Raw genomic sequence first — 13,585 nt, forward strand, 5'->3', positions numbered from 1 at the left:
CTAAGGAATTTGATTGCGGGGGAGATATTATAATGAAGAAAAAGCCAAGAGAATATTATATTATTGATGGCTACAACGTAATCAATTCCTGGCCTGAGCTGATAAAGCTCAGAAATAATCTGGATGAGGCCCGGGATACCCTGATTCACATGCTGTCGGAATACGGAGCCTATGAACGCTATGAGATGATAGTGGTTTTCGATGCTCTGTTTACCGAGGATGAAGAGCATGTGGAGAAGGTTCATGACCATTTTATGGTGGTGTATACGGGCAAAGGGGAAACGGCTGACAGCTACATTGAGAGGAATGCCTATGATTATGTCCGCATGGGCAAGGAGGTTCATGTGGTGACCTCTGACGGTGCTGAACAGTCGGTTATCCTTGGGGCCGGTGCCTATCGTCATCCCTCCAAGGAGTTTCATCAGATGCTGAAAAGGGCCAAAAAGGAGGTTCGGAAGGGGTATCTTGATAAGCCTACCTTCCCTATTTCCCGCAATGAAATCAGCAGCCATCTAGATGCGGAAACACTGGCCAAATTGGATGCTCTCCGTAAAATGAAATAATAAATGTAAGTAATGGTTATGTATACATTTTTGAAATAGTTGTAACTCTTGATTATTTTTTAACTGGGCGGTATAATCATTTTGTGGGCTGTATATATAAAATATAGGAAACAGTCTGACAACTTGTGGGAGGCCGGGGCTTAATGGAAAATAGCTTGTTGACCTGGGATGAATCTTTTGATGATTATATTGATCTCACTGACGAGGATGTCATTGTGAAGATTCAGGATAATCAGGATGGCGTGGCCATGGATTATCTTATAAACAAATACAGAAATTTTGTCAGAGCCAAGGCAAGGTCCTACTTTTTAATTGGTGCTGACCGGGAAGATATTATCCAGGAAGGTATGATAGGTCTTTATAAGGCCATCAGGGATTTCCGCACTGATAAGCTATCGTCCTTCAGAGCCTTTGCGGAGTTGTGTGTTACCAGGCAGATTATTACGGCCATTAAGACAGCAACACGTCAAAAGCATATTCCGCTGAATTCCTATATATCTTTAAACAAACCTATTTATGACGAAGATTCCGACCGCACTTTGTTGGATGTGTTGTCCGGGGCCAAGGTAACTGACCCGGAGGAGCTGGTTATCAGCCGGGAGGAGTTCATTGATATTGAAGCCAAGATGGAGGATATTCTATCGGACTTGGAGTGGTGTGTCCTGATGGCATATCTGGATGGAAAGTCATATCAGGAGATAGCGTTGGATTTGGATCGCCATGTCAAGTCCATAGATAATGCCCTGCAGCGGGTTAAGCGCAAGCTGGAGCGTTATATGGAAATGAACGGCAACGAAGTAGATATTGGAACTATATATAAGGGTCTTACGACCATTAAGCGTAAGGGGCGTATTTTCTCTGAAATAAAGAAGGGAGAAGGGGTGCAGTGATGCGCCCCTTTTTTGTATAAATAATTTTTATTATATAATTTAAAGGAGGGTAAAATAGATGTATAAAGGGCTTTATAGGGTGCCTGTTGGTTGACAAGTTTACAATTGGTATATTATACTCTTTATTAATGGCGTTTATTGTAACATAAATGTAATCACCAGCGAATACATTTATGTTGTAGCGCATAAAGGGGATTAAGGAGGGGTTTTTATGGATGGTTACGCAACACTGGGAATTTTTTTCATCATGGCCTTGGGTTTTCCTATTGCTCCAATTATCATTGCGAACATTATTCAGCCTAAGCAGCCAACCAATGAAAAGGACATTCCCTATGAATGTGGTGTTAATACCATTGGAAAGAACAATGTGCAGTTTCACATAGGTTATTTTATGTATGCACTGGTCTTTCTGCTGTTTGATGTTGAGACAGTGTTCCTTTATCCATGGGCTGTGAAATACAGCCAGTTGGGCCTTTTTGCACTGGTGGAGATGCTGGTGTTTGTGGGGATATTAACAATTGGTCTCTGGTATGCATGGAAGAAGGGGGCATTGTCATGGAAATAGTAGATATTGTGCCACCTGAGCTGAAAAACAATGTTATAGTTACCAGCGTAGATGCACTTTTTAAATGGGGTAAATCCAACTCAATATGGCCGTTGTCATCCGGTTTGGCCTGCTGCTCCATAGAAATGATGTGTGCGGCAGCGTCACGGTTTGACTTGGCCCGGTTTGGCTACGAGGTATTTCGTTCCTGTCCGCGCCAGTCTGACCTTTTAATCGTGGCCGGAACTCTCACCTGGAAAATGACACCGCCGCTTATCCGTCTCTATGAGGAGATGCCTGAGCCAAAGTATGTCATTGCCATGGGTAACTGCAATATTGGTGGTGGTCCTTTCGCTGACTCCTATTCAGTGGTTACAGGCCTTGATAAGATAATGCCGGTGGATGTATATCTGCCAGGCTGTCCACCAAGACCGGAGGCTCTTATTGATGCCATGCTGAAGCTGAAAAAGCTTATCCGTCATCCTGAGTTGGGACGTGATGCAGAGGATTCAAAGGCAATCAGCCGGGCAAATCTGGAGCTGATGACCCGTCCTGTATGTAAAGTGGAAGAAAGGGCGGAATAATATGGGGACTTATTTTGAATTAGACAAGCTGGAGCTGATAAAGGCCCAGTTTGATACAGTTGAATTTGATGCAGAGCAGGCAGAGCCGGCTCTGTATGTGGGCAAGGAGCAGCTCCTGGACCTTATGAGGGTTCTGCGGGAGACGCCTACCTTCTCCTTTGACCGTATGGGTACTCTGACGGCAGTGGACTACAAGGAATATATCGAAATGGTATATTGCCTCTATTCCCGTCGTTATGATAAGTGGGTAACAGTAAAGGTGAAGCTGGACCGGGATAATCCGGAGGTGGAATCCATGACTCAGATTTGGGAAGGCACCAATTTTGAGGAACGGGAAACCTATGATTTGATGGGAGTAAAATTCCTGCATCATCCGGACCTGCGACGTATTCTGTTGCCGGATAACTACGAGGCACATCCTCTCAGAAAGGATTTTGTACCTTTGGAGCCTAGAATCGAAGGAGGGGTGCTGACATGGCACAAACAGAGAAGTATGTCTTAAACATGGGACCGCAGCATCCTAGTACCCATGGTGTTCTCCAGGTTCAGGTGGAGCTGGATGGCGAGAATATTGTTGGAGCAAAGCCGGTTATGGGCTATCTCCATCGTGGTATTGAAAAGCTGATGGAATCCCGCACTTATGTCCAGTGCGTTCCGTTTACTGACCGTTTGGACTATGTGTCGGCCATGAATAATAATCTTGGCTTCTGCATGGCTGTAGAAAAGCTGGCAGGAATCGAGGTGCCGGAGCGGGCGGAGTATATCCGTGTTATTTGTGCTGAGCTGAATCGTATTGCCAGCCATCACGTATTTATCGGTTCACTGACCAATGACCTTGGTTCAGCGACCGGTATGATTTACGCCTTCCGTGACCGGGAAAAGATTTTGGATTTGTTTAATATTATCTGCGGTGCCCGTATGACGGCCCATTACATCCGTATTGGCGGTGTCGTGGCCGATGCTCAGGAAGAGTTTTTGCGGGATACCCAGAAGTTTATTGATTATGTGCCGGAAATGCTGGATGAGTACAATAAGCTCTTTAGCGGCAACGAAATTTTCCAGGCCCGTATGAAAAAGACTTCTATTATTACTAAGGAAACAGCCCTGAAGTTTGGCATGTCCGGTCCGAATATCAGAGCCAGCGGCGTGGATTATGATATCCGCAAGATTGACAAATACGGCGCCTATGGCAAGTTTGACTTTGATGTTCCATTGGGCAAGCGTGGCGACAACTGGGACCGCTATATGATCCGTATCAAGGAAATTGCCGAGAGTGCGAAGATTATTCAGCAGGCTCTGGACAATATGCCGGAAGGACCATATATGGCCAAGGTGCCAAAGGTTCTGCGTCCGCCTAAGGGAGATGCATATCATCGCGTGGAGAATACCCGCGGTGAGCTTGGCTTCTATATTGTAAGTGATGGCTCCACCAAGCCTTACCGTGTGCACATCCGTCGTCCATCCTTTGTTAATTTGCAGGCTTTGGACACCATGTGCCAGGGGATGCTATTGGCCGATGCCGTTACAGCATTCGCTACCATTGACCCGCTCATGGGCGAGGTAGATTGTTAGTACAGATAGGCAGGTGGAAATATGCATAGCGGAATTCTTTACTCTATAGGGCAATCCCTTAGAGAAATTCTGACGTCATTAGTAGGCGTTCCTATTTTAGTAGATATTCTTATGACGGTAATATGCGCAACTATCCTACTGTTGATCATGGCTACGTCAGCCCTGATATTCACTTTGGGAGAAAGAAAAATCTGCGCATTTATCCAGGTCCGTATCGGACCAAACCGGGTTGGTCCCGGCGGTTCCCTGCAGTCCGTGGCGGATATGCTGAAGTTGCTGGACAAGGAGGATATTGTGCCACGTGGTATCGATACCTGGCTTTGGGTATTATCCCCAATTCTTTTGCTGGTACCATCAGCATTGATATATGCCTTCTTCCCGTTTGACGATGGAGTAATTTTGGCAGATGTTAATGTGGGGTTGTTCCTGCTCATTGCCATTACCTCCCAGACCGTATTGCCATTCCTCATGGGTGGTTATTCCTCCAACAGCAAGTATGCCCTTATTGGTGGTATGCGTACTGTGGCCCAGATGCTGGGCTATGAGGTACCAATGGTCTTTGCCCTTATGGGTATCGTTATGATTACTGGTTCCTTGAAGATGAGTGCCATTGTGGAGGCTCAGACTGATGTATGGTTCATCGTCCTGCAGCCATTGGCCTTCCTAATTTACATTGTTACTGCTTTGGTAGAAAGCAATCGCCCTCCATTTAACATTGTTGAGGGTGAGTCGGAGATTATAGCCGGTCCGTTTACCGAGTATACTGGTATGCGGTGGGCGTTGTTCTTCCTGGCGGAGTTTTCCAACCTTATGTGCATTGGTATCCTGACCACCACACTGTTCCTGGGTGGCTGGCATGGTCCTGATTTCCTGCCGGGCTTCTGCTGGTTCTGGATTAAGACCTTTTTGTGCGTACTGTTTTATCAGTGGGTTGGTTGGACCTTCCCTCGTGCCAGAGTGGACAGCATGCTTTCCTTCGGCTGGAAGGTGCTGCTGCCAATCGCCCTGATTAACGTGCTGCTGACTGGTGTTGGTATCTACGTTTACAATGTAATGTGATAGGAGGCTTCATTATGTGGGGCAAAGGACTTATTGCAGGAATGAAGGTTACCTGGGGCCATTGGTTTGGCAAAAAGGAAACCGTTTATTATCCTGAAGAAAAGCTGCCAATGACTGAACGCTTCCGCGGTGGTCATCTGGTATTTGATGAACAAAAATGTATCGGCTGCAAGCTGTGTGCCATGGGGTGTCCAAACGCTGCCCTTGATTTGACCGTTTCGGTGGATGAGGAGAAAAAGCGTCATATGGAGGCCTATGTACATCAGATTGGCCGTTGTATGTATTGTGATTTGTGTATTGAGGCATGTCCTACCAAGGCACTGAGCTGGGATAAAAACTACGAGGGTGCTTCCTATTTCAAGGAAGACATGACCTATGATGCACTGGTTGAGGCACGGAACAGGAGGGGTAACGATGACGGAAATGATTAGTACCCTGGTGTTCTATGCACTGGCCATGGTGATTTTGGGCACTGCCCTGGGGGTAGTTATGAGCCGCAATCTGGTACACAGTGCGCTGCTGATGACCGCCTGCTTTATTGGCGTAGGTATCCTGTTCTTTTATCTGGATGCAGACTTCCTGGGCGCCATGGAGTTTATGCTTTACTCCGGTGGTGTAGCAATCCTGGTGGTAATGGGTGTTATGCTTACCAAGCGTCAGGATGGCCCTCCGGGTAATCCTTTCAACAACAATACCATCTTGGCCCTTGGTGGGGCGGGATTGTTTGCGCTTATCATGATTGCGGTGCTGATTTCTACACCGGCTCCGCCGGGAGGCTATGTTTCTCCTGATACAGTCAATGAATTGGCGGATTTGATGCTGAATAAGTACATTCTGCCGTTTGAAATTGCCGCAACCCTGTTGCTGGCCGCTCTTGTGGGCGCAATTATCTTGGCGAAGGGAGATGGCGAAGCATGAGTATTGGATTAGGTCATTGCCTGCTCCTGGCTGCAATGCTGTTTACCATTGGCCTTTACGGGGCGCTGGCAAAGCGCAATATTATTGCAATTCTTATGGGCATCGAGCTTATGCTTAATGCCGTAAATATTAATTTTGTTGCCTTCAACCGCTTTATCCCGGTTTCTGACCTGACGGGCCAGCTGATGACCGTCTTTGCCATTACCGTGGGTGTAGCCGAGGTAGCAGTTGGTGTCGCATTGGCTTATCGCATCTACAATGACCGAAATACCATCAATGTAGATGAGCTGGATAATATGAAGGGATAGGGGGAGTTTAAGATGTTGTTTGATTTTGCACTTGAACATGCCTGGCTGATTCCATTATTACCAGCACTGGCCTTTGTGGTTATTGGCATGATAACCCGGTCTTACGGAAAGCTGTCTGCTGCTATTGCAATCTGCATGAGCATTATCAGCTTCCTTATTTCCTCCGGTGTTACCTATGCGGTAGTAAATTATGGAATTAGTGTTGAACAGCCATTTGTGCAGCAGCTTAACTGGATGCATATTGGCAGTGTCAGCATTTCCATGGGTGTGTTTATTGATCCGTTAACAGCAATGATGCTGATGGTGGTTTCCACAGTATCCTTATTGGTACAGATATACTCAGTGGGATATATGAAGGGTGACAAGGGCTATGGACGGTTCTTCGCCTTCCTGTCCCTCTTTGCGGCTTCCATGCTGGGGCTGGTATTGGCCGTAAACTTCCTCCAGATGTATGTATTCTGGGAGCTGGTTGGTCTGTGCTCCTATCTGTTAATAGGTTTCTATTATCATAAGGTTTCTGCCAGAGAGGCCGCCAAGAAGGCCTTCATGACCACCCGTGTGGGTGACTTCGGTCTGCTCCTTGGTATTCTCCTGCTGCAGATTAACTTCGGTACCCTGGATTTCCTGGAGCTGCGGGAAATCATTCCAGCCTATATTACTGTGGCTGGAACGGGCATGATGACGGTTATTGCCTTGCTGGTATTCATTGGTCCTATTGGTAAATCCGGTCAGTTCCCGCTCCACGTGTGGCTGCCGGATGCCATGGAGGGTCCTACTCCTGTATCAGCCCTTATCCATGCTGCAACCATGGTTGTTGCCGGTGTGTATTTGGTAGGCCGTGCCTTCTTCATGTTCAGTGAATTGCCTTGCGTAATGAATGTTATCGCCTGGGTGGGCGGCTTTACCGCATTCTTTGCGGCCAGCATAGCCTTTACCCAGACTGCAATTAAACGCATACTGGCATATTCCACCATAAGTCAGCTGGGCTACATGATGTTGGCCCTGGGTGTCGGTTCTTTGACCGCCTCCTTCTTCCATTTAATGACCCATGCCTTCTTCAAGGCTCTGCTCTTCCTCTGTGCCGGTGCCGTAATGCATGCCATGGCGGATGAGGCAAATATCTTTAAGATGGGCGGTCTGAGAAAGAAGCTGCCGGTGACCTTTGCCACCATGACAATCGGTGTACTGGCTATTGCGGGTATTCCACCTTTTGCAGGCTTCTTCTCCAAGGATGAAATCCTGTTGGCAGCCTCCCAGGTCAGCACGCCACTTTATGTATTGGCTACCTTGACTGCTTTTATGACGGCCTTCTATATGGCCCGTCTGCTCTTTGTAACCTTCTGTGCTGAGCCGGCTGATGAGGAAGCATATGAGCATGCCCATGAGGCCTCCAAGTTTATGCTGTTCCCGTTGATCGTTCTGGCAGCCCTGGCAGTAGTCAGCGGTCTGTGGGGGCATGTATATGGCTTTGGTGAATGGGTACGCTTTGGCCATCCTCATGAGGCAGGCATCGATATGACGATTGCCGTTTCTTCCACAATTTTGTCCTTCATTGCCTTTGGCATCGCCTGGAACATTTATGTGGCCAAGCGCTGGAGCTCGGATACTATTGCGGAAAAATGCGGTATTCTCTATAAGTTAAGCTATAACAAATTCTATATTGACGAAATCTATGAAGCACTGATTAAGGTCTTTGTAGATGGCGTGGCCAAGGTATTCTACTGGATTGATATCTATATCGTTGATGGTATTATCAACGGTCTGGCACATCTGGTGGGCGGCTTCAGCTGGCTGTTCAGCAAGGCCCAAAACGGACAGGCGCAGCATTATTCCGGCGTCTTCATCTGTGGTGTGGTTATTCTGGTAGCCTATAGCCTCTACTATCTGGCAGTTCTGGGAGGTGCATTATGATGACTAGCTTTCCTTTGTTATCAGCAGTCCTGTTAGCACCTATCTGCGCTGCTGTAATTCTGTGCTTTGTTTCGCCAAAGGCAGCCCAGTCTGTACGGGTTATTGCCGCTTCTGCCATGACTGTGGCACTGGCCCTTACCCTGTACGCCTTCTTTAACTATGATATGAATGCCGGCGGTATGCAGTTTACTGAAAGTATTCCGTGGATTAAGGATTTGGGTGTTCATTATGCCTTGGGCGTAGATGGTATTTCCCTTCCTATGCTGCTGCTGACTGACCTGATAGGTCTGGCGGCGGTATACAGCTCCTGGAATATTACCAACCGGCCAAAGGAGTTCTACATTCTCCTGATGATTCTCATTGCCGGTGTTACAGGAACCTTCATTGCTACTGACCTGTTCATATTCCTGCTTTGCTATGAGGTAGTGGTTATTCCTATCTACATCATGGTAATTATCTGGGGCTCCACCAAGCGGGTTTCCAAGGAATATGCCGGTATGAAGCTGACCATCTACCTTTTGATGGGGTCTGCCTTTATGCTGGTGGGTGTAGTTGCCCTGTATCTCACTGTGGGTGATGTGGTAGGCTTTAGAACCTTTGACATGCAGGCATTGGCTGTGGCCGGGCAGAGCGGACTTCTCACTGAGGAATTCCAGATTTTCGCCTTCCTGCTGCTGCTGTTAGGCTTCGGTTCTCTGCTGTCCATGTTCCCGTTCCACAGCTGGTCACCAGATGGTTATGCCGGTGCACCTACGGCGGTGTCCATGATTCACGCCGGTGTACTGAAGAAAATCGGTGGTTATGGTCTTATTCGGCTTGGTCTGCTGGTTCTCCCATTGGGAGCCCGTTTCTGGGCACCGGTGATTGCCGCATTGGCCATTATCAACGTCATGTATGCCGCTTATATTGCTCTGGCCCAGAAGGACCTGAAATATGTAATCGGTTATTCTTCCGTATCCCACATGGGCTACGTTCTCCTTGGTTTTGCGTGCCTTAATGTGGTATCCGTAAGTGGTGCGGTGGCCAATATGGTGGCTCACGGCGTAATGAGTGCCCTGTTCTTCTCAATGATTGGTTTTGTTTATGAAAAGACCCACATGAGAAGCGTGACAGAACTTCGTGGTCTGGCCCATCAGATGCCTAGGGTAGCAACCGGCTTTATGCTGGCTGGTATGGCCTCCTTGGGTCTTCCAGGCTTGATAGGCTTCATTCCTGAGTTTACTATTTTCGTTGGTTCCTTCAGCGTATATCCTGTTTTTGCCATTCTGGCAATTTCCGGTATTATCTTCACGGCTCTCTACACTTTGCGTGTATTGGCCAAGGTGCTGTTTGGACCACGGGATTCCAAGTTTGACAGATATAAGGACGCCAGAGGCGTGGAGATGATGCCGCTGGTAATCCTGGGTATTGCCCTGGTGGGCTTTGGTATCTTCCCACAGATTCTCATGGGAATGGTTGGTTCTGGTACAGAGCAGCTGATGCCACTGCTTGACCGTATTGCTGAAGTACCTGGGTTCATAGGAGGGATCAGATAATGAATTTTGAAGCTATTAGTACAGAAATTTTCATTTTGGTCCTGGGGCTCTTTGCTATTGTTATGGACCTGGTGTTGCCGAAGCACGAGTCCCGCAAGAGTATTGGCGGGGTTCTGGTATTTGCCCTTACTGGCTGGGTGCTGTACATGTTTTCCATGTATGTTCCTGAGGCAGCCATAGCGGATGGTTCCGCTTCCAACAGATATTTTCTGGATATGATGTATATAGTGGATAACTATTCACTGTTCTTTAAGCAGCTGTTTATGGTTGCCACCGTATTTACCCTGCTGTTTTCCATGGATTATCTGGAGACGGTGCTTCGCTATAAGGGAGAGTTTTATGCACTCCTTATGACAGCACTTCTCGGCATGTGCGTTTTGGCTTCTGCCAATGACTTCCTTACCGCGTTTATCGGTCTGGAGCTTATGACGATTTCCTTCTACATTCTGGTAGGAGCGAGGATTTCCTCGGTCAATTCCTCCGAGGCTGCGGTGAAGTATTTGGTGGTGGGTTCTGTATCCACGGCCATTATGCTTTATGGTATAAGTCTGGTATATGGTTCCACAGGAACCATTCAGTTCTATGAGCTGTTCCGCAACCAGCATCTCTTTACCACCACCGGCCTGGCAGGGGCTACCATGATAATGATTGGTTTCTTCTTCAAGCTGTCGGTTATTCCGTTCCATATGTGGGCTCCTGATGTGTATCAGGGGGCACCAACACCAATAACTGCCATGCTGGCCATGGGTTCCAAGGCAGCTGGTATTGCGGTGTTCATGCGGGTATTGTTTGTGGCCTTCCCACTTATTGGGTTCTACTGGCTGCCTATGCTGGCAGTTCTGTCAGCTGTCTGCATGATCGGCGGTAACGTGATGGCTATCCGCCAGCACGATGTAAAGCGGATGCTGGCCTATTCCTCCATTGCCCAGGCGGGCTACATGATGGTAGGCATGGTGTCAGCGGATTATCCGGGTATGAAGGCCGTTATGTTCTACGGTATGCTGTACGTCTTTGCCAATGTGGGTGCCTTTACGGCCCTGTCAGTGGTGGAGCAGCAGCGGGGCGGCTCTGATTACAAAAACTTGGCTGGCCTGGCCAAGTCGGCACCGGTTCTGGCAGCAGTAATGACCATTTCCCTGCTGTCCATGGCAGGTATTCCGCCTACAGCCGGATTTGCCGGTAAGCTGTATCTCTTTACGGCGGTAGTAAATCAGGGCTATCTGTGGCTGGCCTTTGTGGGCTTCATTATGTCCATGATTTCTGTTTATTACTATCTGCAGGTGGCCAAGGCCATGTACCTTACCGAGGGAGATGGCAGTCCAATGCAGATATCCGGGGCCGTTCGGGCCGCAGCTGTATTGAGTGTTATCGCTACCATTCTCTTTGGTGTATGGCCGGAAAAACTGGCTGAACTCACCAATTTGGCGGCTTATACCTTCTTACAGTAATATTCAGTAACTAAACTAAAAATGCTGTTGTGTATCTGATGGTACACAGCAGCATTTTTTTATAATCTATAATTAATATATAAAGAAAAAGACAAAAAAATATTACAGGTGAATGGAATTAAAACGATAAAAATTTAGAAAATTTTAATTATAGTTTAATCCATTGACAAAGAACTAAAAGTTAACTATCATTTAATAAATGGGATTTATGCTATGCACATTGGAGAGTGTGCAGCAATTTTAATTCTGGGGGAAATGGAATGGTTTTGAAGAATTACATGGAAGATTATGTGGTGGACAAGATAGAACGTCTTGCACCACGATATCCGGATTGTTGCTGGTGTGAGAAATGTAAGCGGGATGTGGCCATATTGGCCCTTAATCATCTGCCGGCTAAGTACGCTTCCACGGAAAAAGGGCAGGTATTTACCCGTGTTGAAAGCATGGAACGTGACAATGAGATTGAAATCATCAAGCAGATAGCCGAGGCCACCAATATTGTAAGGGCCCATCCAAGGCACTAAATTTACAGCAAAATAAATAATACCCGGAACCAGCCCAGGTTCCGGGTTATTTTTATGTAAATTATAAATGACTTACAAAATGCTCGATTCGGGCCAGAGCCTCGGAAATCTGCTCAACAGATGTTGCGTAGGAGCAGCGGACAAAGCCTTCACCGCATTCACCAAAGGCATTGCCCGGTACCAGGGCAACATGCTCCTGCATGAGGATTTTTTCGGCAAATTCCTCGGAGCTCAGGCCGGTGGAGGTAATGTCAGGGAAGATATAGAAGGCACCTTTTGGCTCAAAGCATTTTAAACCGGCCTTCTGCAGACCGTCGTAAATAAGGCGGCGGCGCTTGTCGTACTCGGATACCATTTTTCTCATGTACTTCTCACCGTGGCGCAGTGCTTCCACAGCCGCAATCTGGGCGGTAATAGGCGCGCAGAGCATGGTGTACTGGTGAATCTTGGTCATGGCGGCAATTATCTCAGGATTGGAGAGGGCGTAACCGATACGCCAGCCGGTCATGGCATAGGCCTTGGAGAAGCCGTTTAAGAGAATGGTTCTGTCCTGCATTTCCGGAAGTCCCGCAAAGCAGATGTGTTTTGTGTCACCATAGGTCAGATCACCGTAAATTTCGTCAGAAATTACAATAAGGTCATGTTTTATGGCGAACCGGGCGATAGCCTCCAGATCCTCCTTGGAGAGAATTGCTCCCGTTGGATTATTTGGATAGCCAATAAGAAGTGCCTTGGTCTTTGGTGTTACATGAGGCTCCAAATCTGCCGGTGTGATTCTGAAATCATTTTCCGCCTTGGCAGGAACCGGAACCGGTACACCGCCGGCCAGTGTGGCACAGGCCTTGTAGGATACATAGCATGGCTCCGGAATCAGGATTTCATCTCCAGGGGCCAGTATGGTGCGCATGGCAATGTCCAATGCCTCGCTGACACCCACGGTTACCAGAACGTTGGTCTTAGGGTCATAATCCAGATTGTAGCGTCTCTTGTGCATAATGCAGATTTCTTCCCGAAGCTCCATCAGACCGCGGTTGGCAGTATATGAGGTATAGCCCTGCTCCAGACCGTAAACGCAGCTTTCACGGATGGACCATGGGGTGATGAAATCCGGCTCACCGACACCAAGGGAAATAACGTCCTCCATTTCGGAGGCAATATCAAAGAATTTTCTTATGCCGGATGGAGGCACGCTTTTAACTACCGGTGAAATTCTTTCGTTCCAATTTGTCATATGCTCATCACCAACCTACGGTCTTTTTCTTTATCATCAATAATGATGCCGTCCTTTTTGTAAGGCTTCAACAGGAAATGGCTGCGGGTCTGGGTTACACCCTCAATGGTGGCCAGTCGGGTAGCTACGAAATTAGCTACCTCCTGCATGGACTTTCCTTCAATAATAACCAACAGGTCAAAGCTGCCGGACATGAGGTATACAGTGCGGACCTCGTCAAAACGGTAAATACGTTCAGCAATGGCATCAAATCCCACCTCTCTCTGAGGAGTAAGGTTTACCTCAATAATGGAGGTAACAGTATTTTCGCCGGTTTTGTCCCAGTTAATGAGGGTGTTGTAGCTGAGAATGATTTTATCCTTCTCCAGCTTGGCCATCTTTTCCTCAACCTCATATTCGCTGATATTCAGCATGGATGCCAGCTCCTTTGCCGGACGGCGGGCATCATGCTTTAAGAGCTCCAATAGTTCTCGCATGATAAATTCTCCTTTGTATGTC

16 protein-coding genes are annotated in these 13,585 nt (G+C 47.4%); 14 read left to right on the forward strand and 2 right to left on the reverse strand.

The window, feature by feature from the left end; genetic code table 11:
* Nucleotides 1-29: 29 nt before the first annotated feature.
* From D081_RS09645 to D081_RS09710, 14 genes are all read left to right on the forward strand, one after another.
* Nucleotides 30-563, forward strand: a complete 534-nt coding sequence (locus D081_RS09645; protein WP_085024006.1) for an NYN domain-containing protein — start codon at nucleotides 30-32, stop codon at nucleotides 561-563.
* Nucleotides 564-706: 143 nt separating this feature from the next.
* Entirely contained in the window at nucleotides 707-1,453 is a 747-nt protein-coding gene (gene sigH / locus D081_RS09650) for an RNA polymerase sporulation sigma factor SigH (protein WP_085023968.1), read from the forward strand.
* Nucleotides 1,454-1,664: 211 nt separating this feature from the next.
* The gene (locus D081_RS09655; RefSeq protein WP_027397252.1) at nucleotides 1,665-2,018 is read left to right on the forward strand and encodes an NADH-quinone oxidoreductase subunit A; all 354 of its coding nucleotides are present in this window, start codon (nucleotides 1,665-1,667) and stop codon (nucleotides 2,016-2,018) included.
* On the forward strand, nucleotides 2,009-2,581 hold the full coding sequence (locus tag D081_RS09660; protein ID WP_085023969.1) for an NADH-quinone oxidoreductase subunit B: 573 nt from the start codon (nucleotides 2,009-2,011) through the stop codon (nucleotides 2,579-2,581). The genes D081_RS09655 and D081_RS09660 overlap by 10 nt, the downstream gene beginning before the upstream one ends.
* A gap of 1 nt (nucleotide 2,582) precedes the next feature.
* Nucleotides 2,583-3,083, forward strand: a complete 501-nt coding sequence (locus D081_RS09665; protein WP_085023970.1) for an NADH-quinone oxidoreductase subunit C — start codon at nucleotides 2,583-2,585, stop codon at nucleotides 3,081-3,083.
* The gene (locus D081_RS09670) at nucleotides 3,056-4,153 is read left to right on the forward strand and encodes an NADH-quinone oxidoreductase subunit D (RefSeq protein WP_085023971.1); all 1,098 of its coding nucleotides are present in this window, start codon (nucleotides 3,056-3,058) and stop codon (nucleotides 4,151-4,153) included. Before D081_RS09665 ends, D081_RS09670 begins: the two co-directional genes overlap by 28 nt.
* 21 nt (nucleotides 4,154-4,174) lie before the next feature.
* Complete coding sequence (gene nuoH, locus D081_RS09675) at nucleotides 4,175-5,212, forward strand: NADH-quinone oxidoreductase subunit NuoH (RefSeq protein WP_085023972.1); 1,038 nt, start codon at nucleotides 4,175-4,177, stop codon at nucleotides 5,210-5,212.
* A gap of 14 nt (nucleotides 5,213-5,226) precedes the next feature.
* The gene (locus D081_RS09680) at nucleotides 5,227-5,643 is read left to right on the forward strand and encodes an NADH-quinone oxidoreductase subunit I (protein ID WP_085023973.1); all 417 of its coding nucleotides are present in this window, start codon (nucleotides 5,227-5,229) and stop codon (nucleotides 5,641-5,643) included.
* Entirely contained in the window at nucleotides 5,627-6,130 is a 504-nt protein-coding gene (locus D081_RS09685) for an NADH-quinone oxidoreductase subunit J (RefSeq protein WP_085023974.1), read from the forward strand. The genes D081_RS09680 and D081_RS09685 overlap by 17 nt, the downstream gene beginning before the upstream one ends.
* Entirely contained in the window at nucleotides 6,127-6,438 is a 312-nt protein-coding gene (gene nuoK, locus D081_RS09690; RefSeq protein ID WP_085023975.1) for an NADH-quinone oxidoreductase subunit NuoK, read from the forward strand. The genes D081_RS09685 and nuoK overlap by 4 nt, the downstream gene beginning before the upstream one ends.
* 12 nt (nucleotides 6,439-6,450) lie before the next feature.
* Nucleotides 6,451-8,349, forward strand: a complete 1,899-nt coding sequence (gene nuoL / locus D081_RS09695) for an NADH-quinone oxidoreductase subunit L (protein WP_085023976.1) — start codon at nucleotides 6,451-6,453, stop codon at nucleotides 8,347-8,349.
* Entirely contained in the window at nucleotides 8,349-9,884 is a 1,536-nt protein-coding gene (locus D081_RS09700; RefSeq protein ID WP_085024007.1) for a NuoM family protein, read from the forward strand. Before nuoL ends, D081_RS09700 begins: the two co-directional genes overlap by 1 nt.
* Nucleotides 9,884-11,332 carry an NADH-quinone oxidoreductase subunit N gene (locus D081_RS09705; protein ID WP_085023977.1) on the forward strand — a complete coding sequence of 483 codons (1,449 nt, stop codon included), beginning with the start codon at nucleotides 9,884-9,886 and terminating at the stop codon, nucleotides 11,330-11,332. Before D081_RS09700 ends, D081_RS09705 begins: the two co-directional genes overlap by 1 nt.
* Before the next feature lie 260 nt (nucleotides 11,333-11,592).
* A complete protein-coding gene (locus D081_RS09710) occupies nucleotides 11,593-11,856 on the forward strand; it encodes a late competence development ComFB family protein (RefSeq protein WP_085023978.1) in 264 nt (87 codons plus the stop codon).
* A 61-nt stretch (nucleotides 11,857-11,917) separates the two neighbouring features.
* Here the strand turns inward: D081_RS09710 and D081_RS09715 are convergent, their stop codons facing one another.
* Nucleotides 11,918-13,087 (reverse strand): aminotransferase class I/II-fold pyridoxal phosphate-dependent enzyme, encoded by a 1,170-nt coding sequence (locus D081_RS09715; protein WP_085023979.1) that lies wholly within the window; start codon nucleotides 13,085-13,087, stop codon nucleotides 11,918-11,920.
* Nucleotides 13,084-13,563 carry an Lrp/AsnC family transcriptional regulator gene (locus D081_RS09720; RefSeq protein WP_085023980.1) on the reverse strand — a complete coding sequence of 160 codons (480 nt, stop codon included), beginning with the start codon at nucleotides 13,561-13,563 and terminating at the stop codon, nucleotides 13,084-13,086. Before D081_RS09720 ends, D081_RS09715 begins: the two co-directional genes overlap by 4 nt.
* Nucleotides 13,564-13,585 lie beyond the last annotated feature (22 nt).

Origin of the sequence: Anaerovibrio sp. JC8 (assembly GCF_002100115.1) — a bacterium.
Taxonomy (GTDB): Bacteria; Bacillota; Negativicutes; order Selenomonadales; family Selenomonadaceae; genus Anaerovibrio.

Coding starts and splice junctions, on each gene's coding strand:
- sigH (WP_085023968.1), top strand. CDS start 707: ATGGAAAATAGCTTGTTGACCTGGGATGAATCTTTTGATGATTATATT.
- D081_RS09655 (WP_027397252.1), top strand. CDS start 1,665: ATGGATGGTTACGCAACACTGGGAATTTTTTTCATCATGGCCTTGGGT.
- D081_RS09660 (WP_085023969.1), top strand. CDS start 2,009: ATGGAAATAGTAGATATTGTGCCACCTGAGCTGAAAAACAATGTTATA.
- D081_RS09665 (WP_085023970.1), top strand. CDS start 2,583: ATGGGGACTTATTTTGAATTAGACAAGCTGGAGCTGATAAAGGCCCAG.
- D081_RS09670 (WP_085023971.1), top strand. CDS start 3,056: ATGGCACAAACAGAGAAGTATGTCTTAAACATGGGACCGCAGCATCCT.
- nuoH (WP_085023972.1), top strand. CDS start 4,175: ATGCATAGCGGAATTCTTTACTCTATAGGGCAATCCCTTAGAGAAATT.
- D081_RS09680 (WP_085023973.1), top strand. CDS start 5,227: ATGTGGGGCAAAGGACTTATTGCAGGAATGAAGGTTACCTGGGGCCAT.
- D081_RS09685 (WP_085023974.1), top strand. CDS start 5,627: ATGACGGAAATGATTAGTACCCTGGTGTTCTATGCACTGGCCATGGTG.
- nuoK (WP_085023975.1), top strand. CDS start 6,127: ATGAGTATTGGATTAGGTCATTGCCTGCTCCTGGCTGCAATGCTGTTT.
- nuoL (WP_085023976.1), top strand. CDS start 6,451: ATGTTGTTTGATTTTGCACTTGAACATGCCTGGCTGATTCCATTATTA.
- D081_RS09700 (WP_085024007.1), top strand. CDS start 8,349: ATGACTAGCTTTCCTTTGTTATCAGCAGTCCTGTTAGCACCTATCTGC.
- D081_RS09705 (WP_085023977.1), top strand. CDS start 9,884: ATGAATTTTGAAGCTATTAGTACAGAAATTTTCATTTTGGTCCTGGGG.
- D081_RS09710 (WP_085023978.1), top strand. CDS start 11,593: ATGGTTTTGAAGAATTACATGGAAGATTATGTGGTGGACAAGATAGAA.
- D081_RS09715 (WP_085023979.1), bottom strand. CDS start 13,087: ATGACAAATTGGAACGAAAGAATTTCACCGGTAGTTAAAAGCGTGCCT.
- D081_RS09720 (WP_085023980.1), bottom strand. CDS start 13,563: ATGCGAGAACTATTGGAGCTCTTAAAGCATGATGCCCGCCGTCCGGCA.